Below are 13,926 nucleotides of genomic sequence, written 5' to 3' on the forward strand. Positions count from 1 at the left end.
CTGCGGCTACCTGGTACTGCCCGCGCCTACAGCACCGGCAGGTTCTTCCGCAGCTCGAACGCGGTGACCTCGCTGCGGTACTCCTCCCATTCCTGGCGCTTGTTGCGCAGGAAGAAGTCGAAGACGTGTTCGCCGAGGGTGTCGGCGACCAGGTCGCTGTTCTCCATGAGGGTGAGGGCCTCGCCGAGGTTCTGCGGGAGCGGTTCGATGCCCATGGCGCGGCGCTCGGCGTTGGAGAGGGCCCAGACGTCGTCCTCGGCGCCCGGCGGGAGCTCGTAGCCCTCCTCGATGCCCTTGAGGCCGGCGGCCAGCAGGACGGCGTAGGCCAGGTACGGGTTGGCGCCGGAGTCGATGGAGCGGACCTCGACGCGCGCGGAGCCGGTCTTGCCGGGCTTGTACATCGGGACCCGGACGAGGGCGCTGCGGTTGTTGTGGCCCCAGCAGATGTAGGAGGGGGCCTCGCCGCCCGCGCCGGCCGTGCGCTCGGAGCCGCCCCAGATGCGCTTGTAGGAGTTCACCCACTGGTTGGTGACCGCGGAGATCTCGGCGGCGTGCTTCAGCAGGCCCGCGATGAAGGAGCGGCCGACCTTGGAGAGCTGGAACTCCGCGCCCGACTCGTAGAACGCGTTGCGGTCGCCCTCGAAGAGGGAGAGGTGGGTGTGCATGCCGGAGCCGGGGTGCTCGGAGAACGGCTTCGGCATGAAGGTCGCCTGCACCCCCTGCTCCAGCGCCACCTGCTTCATGACCAGCCGGAACGTCATGATGTTGTCGGCCGTGGAGAGCGCGTCGGCGTAGCGCAGGTCGATCTCCTGCTGGCCGGGCGCGCCCTCGTGGTGGGAGAACTCGACCGAGATGCCCATCGACTCCAGCATGGTGATCGCCTGGCGGCGGAAGTCCATGCCGACGTTGGTGGGCGTGTGGTCGAAGTAGCCCGAGTTGTCGGCCGGGGTGGGGCGGGAGCCGTCCAGCGGGCGGTCCTTCAGGAGGAAGAACTCGATCTCGGGGTGGGTGTAGAAGGTGAAGCCGAGGTCGGAGGTGCGGGCGAGGGACCGCTTCAGGACGTACCGGGGGTCCGCGAAGGACGGGGAGCCGTCGGGCATGAGGATGTCGCAGAACATCCGGGCCGTGCCGGGGGTCTCCGCGCGCCACGGGAGGACCTGGAAGGTGGACGGGTCCGGCTTGGCGATCATGTCGGACTCGTAGACGCGGGCGAAGCCCTCGATGGCGGAGCCGTCGAAGCCGATGCCCTCGTCGAAGGCCTGTTCAAGCTCGGCCGGGGCCACGGCGACGGACTTGAGGAAGCCCAGCACGTCCGTGAACCACAGGCGTACGAACCGGATGTCGCGCTCCTCCAAGGTCCGGAGCACGAACTCCTGCTGCTTGTCCATCTTCCGCTTCCCCATCCTTGCTGGTCAGGCCGCCTGTCTTCCTGTCGCGCAGGAGGCGGTCGGGCACCTGAGCATCACACCACAACAGCATTTCACGCGCGTTGCGCACCTTGATCGCCCGAGCGACCTCGGCCTGAACGGCTCCCGTACGGCAGGTGTCCTGCCCTGCCGCCCATCTTGCCTGCTCGCAGCGACATCCGTAATGGGCGATTCGGTTTCCCGGGCGTCAGGCAGGTGACCGACACCACGCCTCTTAAATTTGAATCTCAGATGCAAGTTTTAATAGCGTGCGGGACAACGAGCCGTTCGGCCGAGCCACGCCGAGCCACAAGGAGCCCCGATGCTGTCCGAGCCCTCCGCCGCCACCGTCCGCGCCACCCTCCCCGCCGTCGGCGCCGCCATCGGCGAGATCACCGAGCGGTTCTACGCCCGCCTCTTCGCCGCCCACCCCGGGCTGCTGAGGAACCTCTTCAACCGCGGCAACCAGGCCGCCGGCACCCAGCGGCAGGCCCTCGCCGGCTCCATCGCCGCGTTCGCCACGCACCTGCTGGACCACCCGGACCAGCGACCCGACGCCCTGCTGAGCCGCATCGCCCACAAGCACGCCTCCCTGGGCGTCGCGCCCGAGCAGTACGACGTCGTGCACGAGCACCTCTTCGCCGCCATCGCCGAGGTGCTCGGCGAGGCCGTCACCCCGGAGGTCGCGGCCGCCTGGGACGAGGTCTACTGGCTGATGGCGAACGCGCTCGTCGCGATCGAGAAGCGGCTGTACGAGGAGAGCGGCGGCCGCCGGGGGCTGCGGCCCTGGAAGGTCGTCGAGCGGGTGGTGGAGACCGCCGACGTCGTGACGTTCCGGGTACGGCCGGTGGACGGCGGCGCGGCGGTGCGCGGCTTCCGGGCCGGGCAGTACGTCTCCGTGGGCGTCACCCTCCCCGACGGCGCCCGCCAGATACGCCAGTACAGCCTGTCCGGCGCGCCGGGCGAGCCGGTCCGCCAGTTCAGCGTCAAGCGCGTGCACGGCGATCCGGGCGGTACGACGCCCGACGGCGAGGTCTCCCGTCACCTGCACGCGCGCGTGCGCGAGGGCGACGTGCTCGAACTGTCGGAGCCGTACGGCGACCTCGTGCTCGGCGGGAGCACGGGCGACACCGCCGACCGCCCTCTCCTGCTCGCCTCCGCCGGCATCGGCGTGACCCCGATGGTGGCGATGCTGGCCGCGCTCTCGGCCGACGGCCACCGCGCCCCGGTGACCGTCGTACACGGCGACCGCTCCCCCGCCGACCACGCCCTGCGCACCGACCACACGGGCTACGCGGCCAAACTCCCGGACGCCTCCGTGCACTTCTTCTACGAGCGGGACGCGGAGCCGGGCAGCCACACCGGGCTGGTGGATCTCGCCGGCATCGAGGTCGCGAACGGCACGCGCGCGTACCTGTGCGGCCCGCTCCCCTTCATGCGCGCGGTGCGCACCCAGTTGCTCGCCCAGGGCGTCCCCGCGGCCGACATCCACTACGAGGTCTTCGGGCCGGACCTGTGGCGGGCGGCGGGCGCGGCCTGATCCCCGCGGCAGGAGCCGAGAAGGGCCGGCCACTCCCGGAGGAGGTGGCCGGCCCTCGCGTCGGGCGGACGGGATCAGCTCAGACCGAGGTTCGACAGCGCGGTCGTCCAGTCCGTGACGATCGCGTCCTGGGCGTCGGCGAGGGTGACGGTGCCGGCGCAGACGGCCTTCTTGAGCTTGTTCTCGACGGTGTCCTTGTTGCCGGCGGTCTTGGTGCCGTACTCCGGCTCGGGCCAGAGGTTGAGCTCACTCTTGGGGGCACCGCCGAGTTCGAGGGGGACGAAGTGGTCCTCCTCGTAGTCCGAGGTGCTGGTGTCCGTGTAGCCGTACTCGACGATCTGCTTCTTCTTCAGCGCGGTGGTGTAGGAGCTGGACGGCCGGACGGTCGCGGTCCACCCGGCGACGCAGATGGTGGAGTCGATGGTGGACTGGGTGACGTCCGGGTTGAAGTCGCCGGGCTGGCAGCTGGGGTCGGGGAGGGGGAGGTAGTCCTGACTGCAGCTCTGCGCGTGCGCGGTGCCGGCGGCCACCGTGAGGCCGGCGGCGGCGAGGGCGAGGGAGGAGAGGGCGGTGACCAGGGAGCGGGATATTCGGGGCATGGGGGGGGATCTCCCGGAGCGGTGCCCGGCAGGAATTCCGGGCGGTCGTGGGCATGACAGCACCGGGATCATCTATGCGGGTAGAGCTCTTTGTCGGTCGCGGAGATCCCTTTGTTGAATGTTTGAACACGGCGGGTCTTACGGAGGCCAAGTCATGGCCCGCGCTTGGTTGTCGGCATCACGCGCCGGCTTCGGCCGCGGCCCCGCCGACCCCCGATCCGACATGCGGCCGCCGCCGCGTGCGCGCGACAGGCGCTAAACCGCCCCCGGCCCCTTGGAAATGCTGAGCAGCAAAGGCCCCGTCGGCTCCGCCACCATGTCCGCCACCGTCACCGGGTCAAGCGCCGCGAAGAACGCCTCCTGGGCCCGGCGCAGGGCACCCCGCAGGCGACAGCCGGAGTTCAGCGGGCAGGGCGTCGCCCCCTCGCAGTCCACCACGTCCCCCTCGCCCTCGAAGGTCCGCACCAGCGCGCCCACCGAAGCGGTACGGCCCTTCCCGGTCAGCGAGAGCCCGCCGCCCCGGCCGCGCCGGGCGTCCACCAGCCCCAGGTGCTGCAGTTCGGCGACCACCTTCGCGGCATGCGTGTAGGGCACGTCCATGTCCTCGGCGACCTCGCGGGTCGTGGGGCTGGCGTCGCCCGCGACGGCGAGCCGCATCAGGAGGCGTAGAGCCAGGTCGGTGGAGCGCAGCAGCCGCATACCGGTCAGGGTAGGTAATACGCATCCGTCATTCAAATTATCGGTTTCCTGTCGGATCCCGGGTCTTTACAGGACTTTCCTGTGCCCTGCCTACGGCTGACCCCATCTCCCCCCTTACGATCAGCGAGCCCCACCGTCCACGTCTCTTTCCCCCAGAAGGACACATTCCATGGGTTCCGCGAAGAAGAGCAGCAACGCCGAGCGCAAGGCGCGCATAGAGGAGATGCGGCGGGCGGAGCGTGCCCGCGAGCGCCGTAACCGGATCCTCACCATCGCCGCCAGCACGGTGGTCGTGGCCGGTCTCGTCGTCGGCGGTGTGGTGCTCGTCAACTCGCAGTCGGACAAGAGCGACAGCGCGAGCGACGCGAAGGGCGGCTCCGGGGACTCCGGGCACTTCGTCACCGGCAGCGACGGCGTGCGGACCTGGACGGGCAAGCTGTCCCGCACCCACGTCACGGGGACCGTGACGTACCCGATGCACCCGCCGGTCGGCGGCAACCACAACCCGGTGTGGCTCAACTGCAACGGCAACGTCTACACCAAGGCCGTGAAGGACGAGAACGCCGTGCACGCCCTGGAGCACGGCGCGGTCTGGGTGACGTACACCGACAAGGCGAAGAAGTCCGACGTGGACACGCTGGCGGCCAAGGTGAAGGCGACCCCGTACTCGCTGATGAGCCCGTACGCGAACCAGACCTCGCCGATCGAGCTGTCGGCGTGGGGGCACCAGCTGAGCGTGACGAGCGCGGACGACCCGAAGGTCGGCAAGTTCTTCGAGACGTACGTGCAGGGCAAGCAGACCCCGGAGCCGGGGGCCTCCTGCACCGGCGGGACGATGTGACGTGAAGAAGCACATCGGCTGGGTCGCCGGGACGACGGCCGCGGTGCTCGTCGCGGCCGGCGCGATCACCTACGCGGTCGCCGAGGACGGCGACGGCGGTGGCGGCGGCCTGAAGGTCCCGAGCGCGGACGGGGCGGACGCGGGGTTCGCCCGGGACATGGCCGTCCACCACCAGCAGGCCGTGGAGATGTCCTACATCATCCGCGACCGCACGAAGAACACGGAAGTACGGCGGCTCGCCTACGACATCGCGCAGACGCAGGCCAACCAGCGCGGCATGCTGCTGGGCTGGCTGGACCTGTGGGACCTGCCGAAGGTGTCGGCGAAGCCGCCGATGTCCTGGATGGGCATGGGCGACATGCCCGAGCGCGGGGACGGTTCGCTGATGCCGGGCATGGCGACCGACACCGAGCTGAAGAAGCTGGGGACCCTGAACGGCAAGCAGGCGGAGATCTTCTACCTCCAGCTGATGACGGACCATCACAAGGGCGGCATCCACATGGCCGAGGGGTGCGTGGCCAAGTGCACCGTCGCGGTGGAGAAGAGCCTCGCCCAGGGCATGGTCGACGCGCAGCAGTCGGAGCTGACGACGATGAAGCAGATGCTGACGGAGCGGGGCGCGAAGCCGCGCGACTGAGCAACCCCCAACGCGCCTTACAGGATGGGGGATTTGTCGACTTAACGGCACCGCAAGCATTCAACAACAATCGCAACCGATCTGTAATGTTCTGCGCGCTGCCGAAAGCGACCCAAAAGCCCCTAATCAACGCCCCCTTGGGACTTCCTTGGGTTTTTCATTCCCCTGGCATGAACAGTTCACCGAAAGAGTGACGTCGACCGTGTGATCCATTCACGGGCCGTTCCGCCGCAGGCCTCCTGGTGATCACGGATGACCGACCACTCCATGCGTCGAACCGCATAGCAGGGGGCAGTATGAGATCCAACCGTGCCAAGGTGCGGGCCAGCGTGAGCATGGCAGCGACACTGCCGATGATCGCCGGCGCGCTCGCACTCGGCATACCCGCGGCGCACGCCGCGGACAGCCCGGCCCGTGACAGCCTGAAGGGCACCAAGCCCACCTGGGCCACGGCCAAGGCGGACAAGGGCGCCACCTCGAACAGCGCGCAGGTCAAGGCCCGGGTCTACCTGGCCGGCCAGGACGCCAAGGGCCTCGCGGCCTACGCGAAGGCGGTGTCCGACCCCAGCTCGCCGCTCTACGGCAAGTACCTCAGCGCCAAGCAGGTGCAGGCCCGCTACGGCGCCACCAAGGCCCAGGTGAAGGCCGTCAAGTCCTGGCTGACCGCGGCCGGCCTGAAGGTCACCGAGGTCACCCAGCACTACATCACCGTCTCCGGCGACGTGTCCGCCGCCGAGAAGGCGTTCGGCACCCAGCTGCACAACTACGCCAAGGGCTCGAAGACCTACCGCGCCCCGGCGACGACGGCGACCGTGCCGACCTCCGTCAGCGACGCCGTCCTGACCGTCACCGGCCTGGACAACGCGCCGCACAAGGCCACCCACGACGACACGCTGCCGCCCCCGGCCACCGTGTTCAAGAACTCCGGGCCGTTCTCGTCGTACTACGGCTCGAACACCGCGAGCACGCTGCCGGACGCGTACGGCACGAAGATCCCGTACGCCATCGAGGGCTACACCGGCAAGCAGCTGCGGGCCGCCTACGGCGCCGGCAAGTACACCGGCAAGCACGTGCGCGTCGCGATCACCGACGCGTTCGCCTCGCCGACCATCGCCTACGACGCCGGCACCTACGCCAAGGCGCACGGCGACGCCTCGTGGAAGACGAGCCAGCTGCACCAGGTGCTGCCCTCGAACTACACGAACACCGGGGCCGACGAGTGCGACGCCTCCGGCTGGTACGGCGAGGAGACCCTCGACGTCGAGGCCGTGCACGCGGTCGCGCCGGACGCGGACGTCACGTACGTGGGCGCCGCGTCCTGCATGGACAACGACCTCCTCGACGCCCTCAGCAAGGTGGTCGACAACCACCTGGCCGACATCGTCTCCAACTCCTGGGGCGACATCGAGGCCAACGAGACCCCGGACGTCCAGGCCGCCTACGACCAGGTCTTCCAGCTGGGCGCGGTGCAGGGCATCGGCTTCTACTTCTCCTCCGGTGACAACGGCGACGAGGTCGCCAACACCGGTACGAAGCAGGTCGACACCCCGGCCAACTCCGCCTGGGTGACGGCGGTCGGCGGTACCTCCCTCGCCGTCGGCAAGGGCGACAAGTACCTGTGGGAGACCGGCTGGGGCACCGAGAAGGCCTCGCTGTCGGCCGACGGCAAGAGCTGGACCGGCTTCCCCGGCGCGTACACCTCGGGCGCGGGCGGCGGCACCAGCAAGACGGTGACCGAGCCGTACTACCAGAAGAGCGTCGTCCCGGACTCCCTCGCGAAGGCCAACAGCGCCACCGGCAACCGCGTGGTCCCGGACATCTCCGCGATCGCCGACCCCAACACCGGTTTCAAGGTCGGCCAGACGCAGACCCAGGCGGACGGCACCGAGGCGTACAGCGAGTACCGCATCGGCGGCACGTCGCTGGCCGCGCCGGTCATCGCCGCGGTCCAGGCCCTCGCCCAGGAGGCGCGCGGCGGTCAGGCGATCGGTTTCGCCAACCCGCTGATCTACTCCAAGTACGGCACGAAGGCCTACCACGACGTCACGGACAACCCGACCGGCAAGGGCCTCGCGGTCGCCCGCGTCGACTTCGCCAACGGCTTCGACGCCACCAACGGCCTGCTGACCTCGGTCCGCAGCCTCGGCAAGGACAGCTCCCTGTCCGCGGTCAAGGGCTACGACGACGTCACCGGCGTCGGCACCCCGGCCAACGGCTACGTCGAGTCGTACAAGGCGACGAAGGCACACCGCAAGCACTGACGCGCTGCGCGGCTTGGCCGACAGAGGGGCGTGGGGTCCTGACGGACCTCACGCCTCTTTGCGTTGGGCTACTTGAGGGAGGCGACGAAGGGGGTCCAGGCGGTGGCGGGGAGAACGAGCACCGGGCCCTCGGGGGCCTTTGAGTCGCGGACGGGGACGAGGCCGGGCACTCCGTGGGCAACCTCGACGCAGTCCCCGCCACCCCCATTGCTGTAGCTGCTCTTCAGCCAGAGCGCGTCACTCAAATCGATCCGGTTGCTTGCCATTTCGGTAATCCTCTGCCGCCGATTTGATCATGGCCAGGGACGCCTTGGGCGCTAGTGCGACGGCCCTGAGCCGATCGTACGACTTGCGGTACTCAGCTACGAGCGCCGGATCATCGATGGTGTCGCCGCTGTGAAGCGCCTCCGTATAGAACAGCGGTGGCGCATCAAAGAAGGTCATGATCTTCGCCGGGCCGGTCATGAGGGGATGCGCACCGAGCTTCCGCAGGATGAGTTGCGGAGTGATTCGACGACGCTCAGCCAACTCCACAATCCGGTCGAGCTGTTCTGCCATCTCCGACGGCGGCAGGATCGGGTCAGTGACGAGCGACTCGTGCAAGATCGCCCAGTACTCCGGTGTCCGGTGATCCAGTTCGAAGAGTTCGGCACGCGCCATCCGGCCGCTGACCTTCTCCTCCACCTCCTCGTCGAGGGACAACGGAAGGCTCGCCAAGACAACAGCTCGCGCGTATGCCGGAGTTTGAAGCAGCCCCGGGATGAGGATCGGGCACCACTCCTCGATGGTCAGGGCATGCTTCTCCGCCTCTAGGACCTTCTCGAAGTACTCGGCGTGACCACCCCGCCGCGCCCTCCGCACATCCTCGCAATGCCGCTCGAAGTACCCGTCCGTCCCCAGCACGCGATCCACATGCCGGGCCAGCTCCAACGGCATCCTCCGCTCGCCGCGTTCGATGTCGCTGAGGTGGGACTTGCCGTAGAAGCTGCCCTCGACCAGCTTCTCCAGGGACAGCCCCGCCGCCTCCCGCTTCCACCGCAACTCCTTGCCGTAGAGGCCGGGGACGCTCGAAGAGCCGTCGATGTCCTTACGCCGCGCCACCCGCTCACCGCCGTAACTCATGGGGCCGTTTCCGCAGTTCGCGTCGCGGACGCGAATGCTCTTCCACGGTAGCGAGGGGATCGACAGTCTGTGAGGTGTTCGTCACACGCCGCACAGAAGGTGGCCCGCCCTGATGCCCGACCCCTCCCCCACCGCCTACGACGTCACGCTTTGCGTCGAGGACCTCCGCACCGCCCTCGCCGAGCACGGCATCACGCTGCCGTCCCTCCGCGTCGATCTGCCGAGCTTCGCGGGCACGTACGCCCCGCCCGCCGGCCTCGTCGCGCTCGGGAACTGCAACACGGCCACGGCACGGGCCCTTGCCGTCGCGCTCAGGAAGACGGCGGCGGCAGAACGATGACGGCGCACCTCGAACTCCATCTGCAGGCCACCCCGAAGGCCGCACCGGAACTGCGCCACTGGCTCCGCGACCACACCTTCGAAGTGCGGCTTTGCGCAACGGAGTTGCTGACGAACGTCATCGACCACGTGGGTGAGGGTGCACCCGTGACGGTGCGCGTCATCCCTACGGCGTCCCCCGAACACACCCGTATCGAGGTGACCGACCCCGCCCCCGGCGCATCGCCCGTCCTGCTGTCCGCCACCGCAGCGGAGGAGTCCGGCCGGGGCCTGCTCCTCCTGGACGCGCTTGCCGACCGGTGGGGTGTGGAGCACGGGCGGGACCGCAAGACGGTCTGGTGCGAGCTGCCGAAGACGACGACCCCGACCTCGTAGGCCCATCGATATCGGATGGGGCGACATGCCCAGCCATCACGGAAAATAGGCACTAAACATGCAAAATAGCGCAATGTTGGATATTTAATCTCTCTCCGGAAGGAAATGCCATGGCGGGCAAACCCAGCATTGTCTTCGCCCACGGACTCTGGGCGGATGGGTCGTGCTTCAACAAGCTCATCCCCACACTCCAGGCCGAAGGGCACGAGGTTTTCGCCTCACAGCACGGCCTCGACTCGCTCGAAAGCGACGTCGCGTGCGTCAACTTCACGCTCAACCACGTCCCCGGCCCGATCGTGCTGGTCGGTCACTCCTACGGCGGGACCCTGATCACCAAAGCGGGCACCCACGACCGTGTCGGCGCTCTGGTGTACATCGCCGCGCTCGCCCCGGACGAGGACGAGACGTCCCAGGAACAGCAGGACAAGTTCCCCCGCACGCCCATCTTCGAACACGTGGAGGTCGCTGACGGCCGCGTGTGGCTCAAGCCCTCGGGCGTCCCGCACTTCTGCGGCGACCTCCCGGAAGCGGAGCAGAAGCTCGTCCTGGCGACGGGCGCCGTGCCGGTGGCGGACCTGTTCAACCAGCAGGTTCCCGGCACCGCCTGGCGGACGAAGCCAAGCTGGTACATCGTCGCCAACAACGACCACACCGTGCACCCCGACCTGGAGCGGTCCGCCGCCGAGCGCATGGGCGCCAAAACCCGCGCCGTGGACAGCAGTCACGTTCCCATGCTCTCGCATCCCGACTTCGTCCTCGATGTGATCCGTGAGGCCGCGAAGTCCCTCGACGCCTAGGGCCAGGCCGGCTGACCGGGGCGCGCGGAGCGGGGTGGCGGGCGGTGCGTCAGGAGTGCACGGTTTCGGCAGGCTCGGGGACGTGCGAGGCGACCACCCGCTCCCGGCCCACCACCGGAACCACCAGGCGCCGGTCCACCGCGTACGCCACGCTCGCCACGCCCAGGCCCAGGACGGCGAGGGCCGCGCCCGCCAGTGCCGGGGACGTGACGCCGAAGCCCGCGGCCAGGGCGACGCCGCCGATCCAGGCGCCGCCGGCGTTGGCGAGGTTGAAGGCGGCCTGGTTGGCGGAGGAGGCCAGGGAGGGGCCGGCGGAGGCGCGTTCCATGACCATCAGCTGGAGCGGTGAGCCGGTGATGAAGGCCGCCACGCCCAGCAGGACGACGGCGAGGGCCGCGCTCCACTCCGTTCGCATCAGGACCGGGAAGAGGAGCAGCACCGCGACCATCGACAGCAGGCCGCCGAAGAGCGTGCCGCGCATCGCGTGGTCGGCGAGGCGGCCGCCGACCAGGTTGCCGATGGTGGCGCCGACGCCGAAGAGGGCGAGGAGCAGGGTGACGTTCGAGTCGGCGTAGCCGGCGGCGTCCGTCAGCATCGGGGTGATGTAGCTGTACGCGGAGAACAGGGCGCCGAAGCCGACGACCGTGGTGGCGAGGGCCAGCCAGACCGGGAGGGAGCGCAGGGCGGAGAGTTCGCCGCGCAGGCCGGAGGTGGGGGCCGGGGCGTGGGTGGGGTGGATCAGGAAGAACACCGCGGCCATCGCCGCGACGCCTATCAGGCTCACGCCCAGGAAGGCCGCCCGCCAGCCGAGGTGCTGGCCCATGAGGGTGGCGACCGGGACGCCCGCGATGTTGGCGACGGTCAGGCCCATGAACATCAGGGAGACCGAGCGGGCCTTGCGCTCCGGTGCCACCAGGTTGGTGGCGACCACCGCGCCGACGCCGAAGAAGGCGCCGTGCGGGAGGCCGCTGAGGAAGCGGGCGGCGAGAAGGGAGTCGTAGCCGGGGGCCAGGGCCGAGAGCGCGTTGCCCGCGACGAACAGGGCCATCAGGGAGATCAGGACCCTGCGGCGGGGCAGGCGCGCGGTGAGCGCGGCCAGGAGCGGGGCGCCGATGACGACGCCGAGCGCGTACGCCGAGACCAGGTGGCCGGCGGCGGGGATCGAGATGTGGAGGTCGTCGGCGACGTCGGGCAGCAGGCCCATCATCACGAATTCGGTGGTGCCGAGACCAAAAGCGCCGACGGCCAGGGCGAGCAGGGCCAGAGGCATGAAGGGCTTTGCCTTTCGGGGAGCAGGGTTCCGTGCATTCTAAGTTCAGCTACGGAACAAAGTGTCCCAGCCCAAGTATTCCGCCAGGTTACGGCGCAGTGTCCGATTGTCCTTACAAAGACAGCAGGGCTGCGCTGACCAGGAGTTTTTACGAACCCGATGTGGTCAGGTTCACACGTGCGGCGATCGGGAGGTGGTCGCTGCCGGTCCTCGGGAGGGTCCACGAGCTCTCCGGCTCCACGCCCTTGACCATGATCTGGTCGATGCGGGCCATCGGGAACGCGGCCGGCCAGCTGAACCCGAAGCCGCTGCCCGCCGCGCCCTGTGTGGAGCGCATCTGCGAGGTGACGCCGTTGAGGGAGCGGTCGTTCATCGTGCCGTTGAGGTCGCCGAGGAGGATCACCCGGGGCAGGCTCTCGTCGGCGATGGCCTCGCCCAGCGCGTCCGCGCTCGTGTCGCGCTGCCGGGCGGTGAAGCCAGCGTTCATCTTGACGCGTACGGAGGGGAGATGGGCCACGTAGACGGCGAGGGGGCCGTGCGGGGTGGCGACCGTGGCCCGCATCGCGCGCGTCCAGCCGAGCTTGATGTCGACGGCCTTCACACCGGTGAGCCGGTACTTGCTCCACAGGCCGACGGTGCCCTCGACCGCGTGGTACTTGTACGTCGACGCCAGCGCCTTCTCGTACGTGGGTACGGCCGTCGCCGTCAGCTCCTCCAGGGCGAGCACGTCGGCGCCCGAGGAGGCGAGCCGGGTGGCCGTACCGGTCGGGTCCGGGTTGTCGGCGTTGACGTTGTGCGTGGCCACCATGAAGTCGCCGCCGGTGCCCTGCTTGTCGGTGAGCAGTCCGCCGAACATGTTCAGCCAGACGATCGCCGGGAGGAGGACCGCGATCAACGCGGTCGCCGACTTGCGCAGGATGCCGATCACCAGCAGGAACGGGATCAGCAGGCCCAGCCAGGGCAGGAAGGTCTCGGTGAGACTGCCGAGGTTGCCGACGGCGTTGGGGATGCGGGAGTGCAGCAGCATCACACCGGCGAGGAGCAGCGCCACCACGGCGGTGACGATGCCCCGGCGCCAGATGCGCGGATCGTTCCGCCAGCCTTTCAGCAGCCGTTCCACCAGGCGTCGGAACCGGTCTCCCCGGCGCTCGGGTCCCGAGCCGCCGTTGTCCGTCTCCGTCATGTACGCCTGCTGCGCCATACCGCCTGCCTCACAACCTGCCGTGCACACCGTCGTCCCCCGGTTACGACCCTAGGGGATGATCGGCTCCTCTCCCGCCGTCACATGACGGCCGTACGGAAGAGGATGACGAACAAGGTGAGGGGAAGGGTTCCGGTTACCGGCGGGTCGGCGGGGTCTGTGACGAAACGCGAACACTCGCTACGGTGAAGTGACGGGGCCCAGCCCCGCCAGCACTTCGTCGACGATCTGTTCGGCCAGGCCCTCGGGGAGTTCCGCGTCGGGTCGCAGGATGGCCCTGAGCAGCATCGGTCCGGTGAACATGTCGTTGGCCAGATCGATGTCGATGTCGGCGCGGAGTTCGCCGTTGCGCTGGCCCCGGCGCAGCACTTCCTTGCCGAGTTCCCGCCGGGGGTTGACGACGTTGGCGTGGTAGGCGTTCCAGATGCGGGGGCTGCTCTTCATCTGGGCGTAGACGTTGTGCAGGATGGCCGACGAACGGTTCATCAGGCCGCGCTGCCGCAGCGATTCGAGCAGGACGACGAGGTCGTCGCGCATGGAGGTGCCGGGGAGTTCGGGGTCGGGGGGCTCGGCGGCGCGCATGACGTCGACGAAGAGCTCCTCCTTGCCGTTCCAGCGGCGGTAGATGGTGGCCTTGCCGACGCCGGCGGTCCGGGCGATCCGCTCGATGGAGAGCTCCGCGAGCGGAACGCCGTCCTCCAGGAGCTTCATCACGCCTTCCAGGATGGCGATCTCCACCGCCTCGCTGCGGGGGCGGCCGCGGGCCGGAGTAATGGACCGCGGTCCGCTGTCGGCAAGCGTCACGTCGTACCGTCCTCTCAGTGCAGCACTGGCTGCGG

At 69.1% G+C, this 13,926-nt stretch carries 15 protein-coding genes; 7 read left to right on the forward strand and 8 right to left on the reverse strand.

What is annotated here, in order from left to right; translation table 11 throughout:
- Positions 1-26: 26 nt before the first annotated feature.
- Complete coding sequence (gene glnA2, locus ABT137_RS42435) at positions 27-1,388, reverse strand: gamma-glutamylpolyamine synthetase GlnA2 (RefSeq protein WP_351717526.1); 1,362 nt, start codon at positions 1,386-1,388, stop codon at positions 27-29.
- 340 nt (positions 1,389-1,728) lie between these two features.
- On the opposite strand from glnA2, the gene ABT137_RS42440 reads away from it, so the two are divergent.
- On the forward strand, positions 1,729-2,946 hold the full coding sequence (locus tag ABT137_RS42440) for a globin domain-containing protein (RefSeq protein ID WP_351717528.1): 1,218 nt from the start codon (positions 1,729-1,731) through the stop codon (positions 2,944-2,946).
- Between the two features lie 74 nt (positions 2,947-3,020).
- Here the strand turns inward: ABT137_RS42440 and ABT137_RS42445 are convergent, their stop codons facing one another.
- The gene (locus ABT137_RS42445; RefSeq protein WP_351717529.1) at positions 3,021-3,545 is read right to left on the reverse strand and encodes a hypothetical protein; all 525 of its coding nucleotides are present in this window, start codon (positions 3,543-3,545) and stop codon (positions 3,021-3,023) included.
- A 255-nt stretch (positions 3,546-3,800) separates the two neighbouring features.
- Positions 3,801-4,244 (reverse strand): Rrf2 family transcriptional regulator, encoded by a 444-nt coding sequence (locus ABT137_RS42450; protein WP_351717531.1) that lies wholly within the window; start codon positions 4,242-4,244, stop codon positions 3,801-3,803.
- 169 nt (positions 4,245-4,413) lie between these two features.
- Between ABT137_RS42450 and ABT137_RS42455 the strand changes: the two genes are divergently transcribed.
- The 3 genes from ABT137_RS42455 (at position 4,414) to ABT137_RS42465 (ending at position 7,983) form a co-directional block, all read left to right on the forward strand.
- Positions 4,414-5,085: a thioredoxin-like domain-containing protein gene (locus tag ABT137_RS42455; RefSeq protein ID WP_351717533.1), complete on the forward strand. Its 672-nt coding sequence runs from the start codon at positions 4,414-4,416 to the stop codon at positions 5,083-5,085.
- A 1-nt stretch (position 5,086) separates the two neighbouring features.
- Positions 5,087-5,722 (forward strand): DUF305 domain-containing protein, encoded by a 636-nt coding sequence (locus ABT137_RS42460; RefSeq protein ID WP_351717535.1) that lies wholly within the window; start codon positions 5,087-5,089, stop codon positions 5,720-5,722.
- A gap of 335 nt (positions 5,723-6,057) precedes the next feature.
- Entirely contained in the window at positions 6,058-7,983 is a 1,926-nt protein-coding gene (locus ABT137_RS42465; protein ID WP_351717576.1) for a S53 family peptidase, read from the forward strand.
- A 68-nt stretch (positions 7,984-8,051) separates the two neighbouring features.
- Here the strand turns inward: ABT137_RS42465 and ABT137_RS42470 are convergent, their stop codons facing one another.
- Together ABT137_RS42470 and ABT137_RS42475 are read right to left on the reverse strand one after the other, a co-directional pair.
- Positions 8,052-8,249, reverse strand: a complete 198-nt coding sequence (locus ABT137_RS42470) for a DUF397 domain-containing protein (RefSeq protein WP_351717537.1) — start codon at positions 8,247-8,249, stop codon at positions 8,052-8,054.
- Positions 8,221-9,105, reverse strand: coding sequence for a helix-turn-helix domain-containing protein (locus ABT137_RS42475; RefSeq protein ID WP_351717539.1), 885 nt, complete (start codon positions 9,103-9,105; stop codon positions 8,221-8,223). The genes ABT137_RS42470 and ABT137_RS42475 overlap by 29 nt, the downstream gene beginning before the upstream one ends.
- A gap of 112 nt (positions 9,106-9,217) precedes the next feature.
- Between ABT137_RS42475 and ABT137_RS42480 the strand changes: the two genes are divergently transcribed.
- The 3 genes from ABT137_RS42480 (at position 9,218) to ABT137_RS42490 (ending at position 10,616) form a co-directional block, all read left to right on the forward strand.
- Positions 9,218-9,445, forward strand: a complete 228-nt coding sequence (locus ABT137_RS42480) for a hypothetical protein (RefSeq protein ID WP_351717541.1) — start codon at positions 9,218-9,220, stop codon at positions 9,443-9,445.
- Entirely contained in the window at positions 9,442-9,819 is a 378-nt protein-coding gene (locus ABT137_RS42485) for an ATP-binding protein (protein ID WP_351717543.1), read from the forward strand. Before ABT137_RS42480 ends, ABT137_RS42485 begins: the two co-directional genes overlap by 4 nt.
- 110 nt (positions 9,820-9,929) lie before the next feature.
- Entirely contained in the window at positions 9,930-10,616 is a 687-nt protein-coding gene (locus ABT137_RS42490) for an alpha/beta hydrolase (protein ID WP_351717545.1), read from the forward strand.
- Positions 10,617-10,665: 49 nt separating this feature from the next.
- On the opposite strand, the gene ABT137_RS42495 is transcribed toward ABT137_RS42490, so the two are convergent.
- From ABT137_RS42495 to ABT137_RS42505, 3 genes are all read right to left on the reverse strand, one after another.
- On the reverse strand, positions 10,666-11,886 hold the full coding sequence (locus ABT137_RS42495) for an MFS transporter (RefSeq protein ID WP_351717547.1): 1,221 nt from the start codon (positions 11,884-11,886) through the stop codon (positions 10,666-10,668).
- A 148-nt stretch (positions 11,887-12,034) separates the two neighbouring features.
- Complete coding sequence (locus ABT137_RS42500) at positions 12,035-13,087, reverse strand: endonuclease/exonuclease/phosphatase family protein (protein ID WP_351717549.1); 1,053 nt, start codon at positions 13,085-13,087, stop codon at positions 12,035-12,037.
- Between the two features lie 180 nt (positions 13,088-13,267).
- Complete coding sequence (locus ABT137_RS42505) at positions 13,268-13,891, reverse strand: TetR/AcrR family transcriptional regulator (RefSeq protein WP_351717551.1); 624 nt, start codon at positions 13,889-13,891, stop codon at positions 13,268-13,270.
- Positions 13,892-13,926 lie beyond the last annotated feature (35 nt).

It is taken from the genome of Streptomyces sp. NPDC001980 (assembly GCF_040296885.1).
In the GTDB taxonomy this organism is placed as follows: Bacteria; Actinomycetota; Actinomycetes; order Streptomycetales; family Streptomycetaceae; genus Streptomyces.

What these genes read in the sequence shown, in the direction of transcription:
- ABT137_RS42490 (WP_351717545.1), top strand. Translation starts at nt 9,930, where the DNA reads ATGGCGGGCAAACCCAGCATTGTCTTCGCCCACGGACTCTGGGCGGAT.
- ABT137_RS42450 (WP_351717531.1), bottom strand. Translation starts at nt 4,244, where the DNA reads ATGCGGCTGCTGCGCTCCACCGACCTGGCTCTACGCCTCCTGATGCGG.
- ABT137_RS42495 (WP_351717547.1), bottom strand. Translation starts at nt 11,886, where the DNA reads ATGCCTCTGGCCCTGCTCGCCCTGGCCGTCGGCGCTTTTGGTCTCGGC.
- ABT137_RS42440 (WP_351717528.1), top strand. Translation starts at nt 1,729, where the DNA reads ATGCTGTCCGAGCCCTCCGCCGCCACCGTCCGCGCCACCCTCCCCGCC.
- ABT137_RS42500 (WP_351717549.1), bottom strand. Translation starts at nt 13,087, where the DNA reads ATGGCGCAGCAGGCGTACATGACGGAGACGGACAACGGCGGCTCGGGA.
- ABT137_RS42480 (WP_351717541.1), top strand. Translation starts at nt 9,218, where the DNA reads ATGCCCGACCCCTCCCCCACCGCCTACGACGTCACGCTTTGCGTCGAG.
- glnA2 (WP_351717526.1), bottom strand. Translation starts at nt 1,388, where the DNA reads ATGGACAAGCAGCAGGAGTTCGTGCTCCGGACCTTGGAGGAGCGCGAC.
- ABT137_RS42485 (WP_351717543.1), top strand. Translation starts at nt 9,442, where the DNA reads ATGACGGCGCACCTCGAACTCCATCTGCAGGCCACCCCGAAGGCCGCA.
- ABT137_RS42470 (WP_351717537.1), bottom strand. Translation starts at nt 8,249, where the DNA reads ATGGCAAGCAACCGGATCGATTTGAGTGACGCGCTCTGGCTGAAGAGC.
- ABT137_RS42455 (WP_351717533.1), top strand. Translation starts at nt 4,414, where the DNA reads ATGGGTTCCGCGAAGAAGAGCAGCAACGCCGAGCGCAAGGCGCGCATA.
- ABT137_RS42465 (WP_351717576.1), top strand. Translation starts at nt 6,058, where the DNA reads ATGGCAGCGACACTGCCGATGATCGCCGGCGCGCTCGCACTCGGCATA.
- ABT137_RS42445 (WP_351717529.1), bottom strand. Translation starts at nt 3,545, where the DNA reads ATGCCCCGAATATCCCGCTCCCTGGTCACCGCCCTCTCCTCCCTCGCC.
- ABT137_RS42475 (WP_351717539.1), bottom strand. Translation starts at nt 9,105, where the DNA reads ATGAGTTACGGCGGTGAGCGGGTGGCGCGGCGTAAGGACATCGACGGC.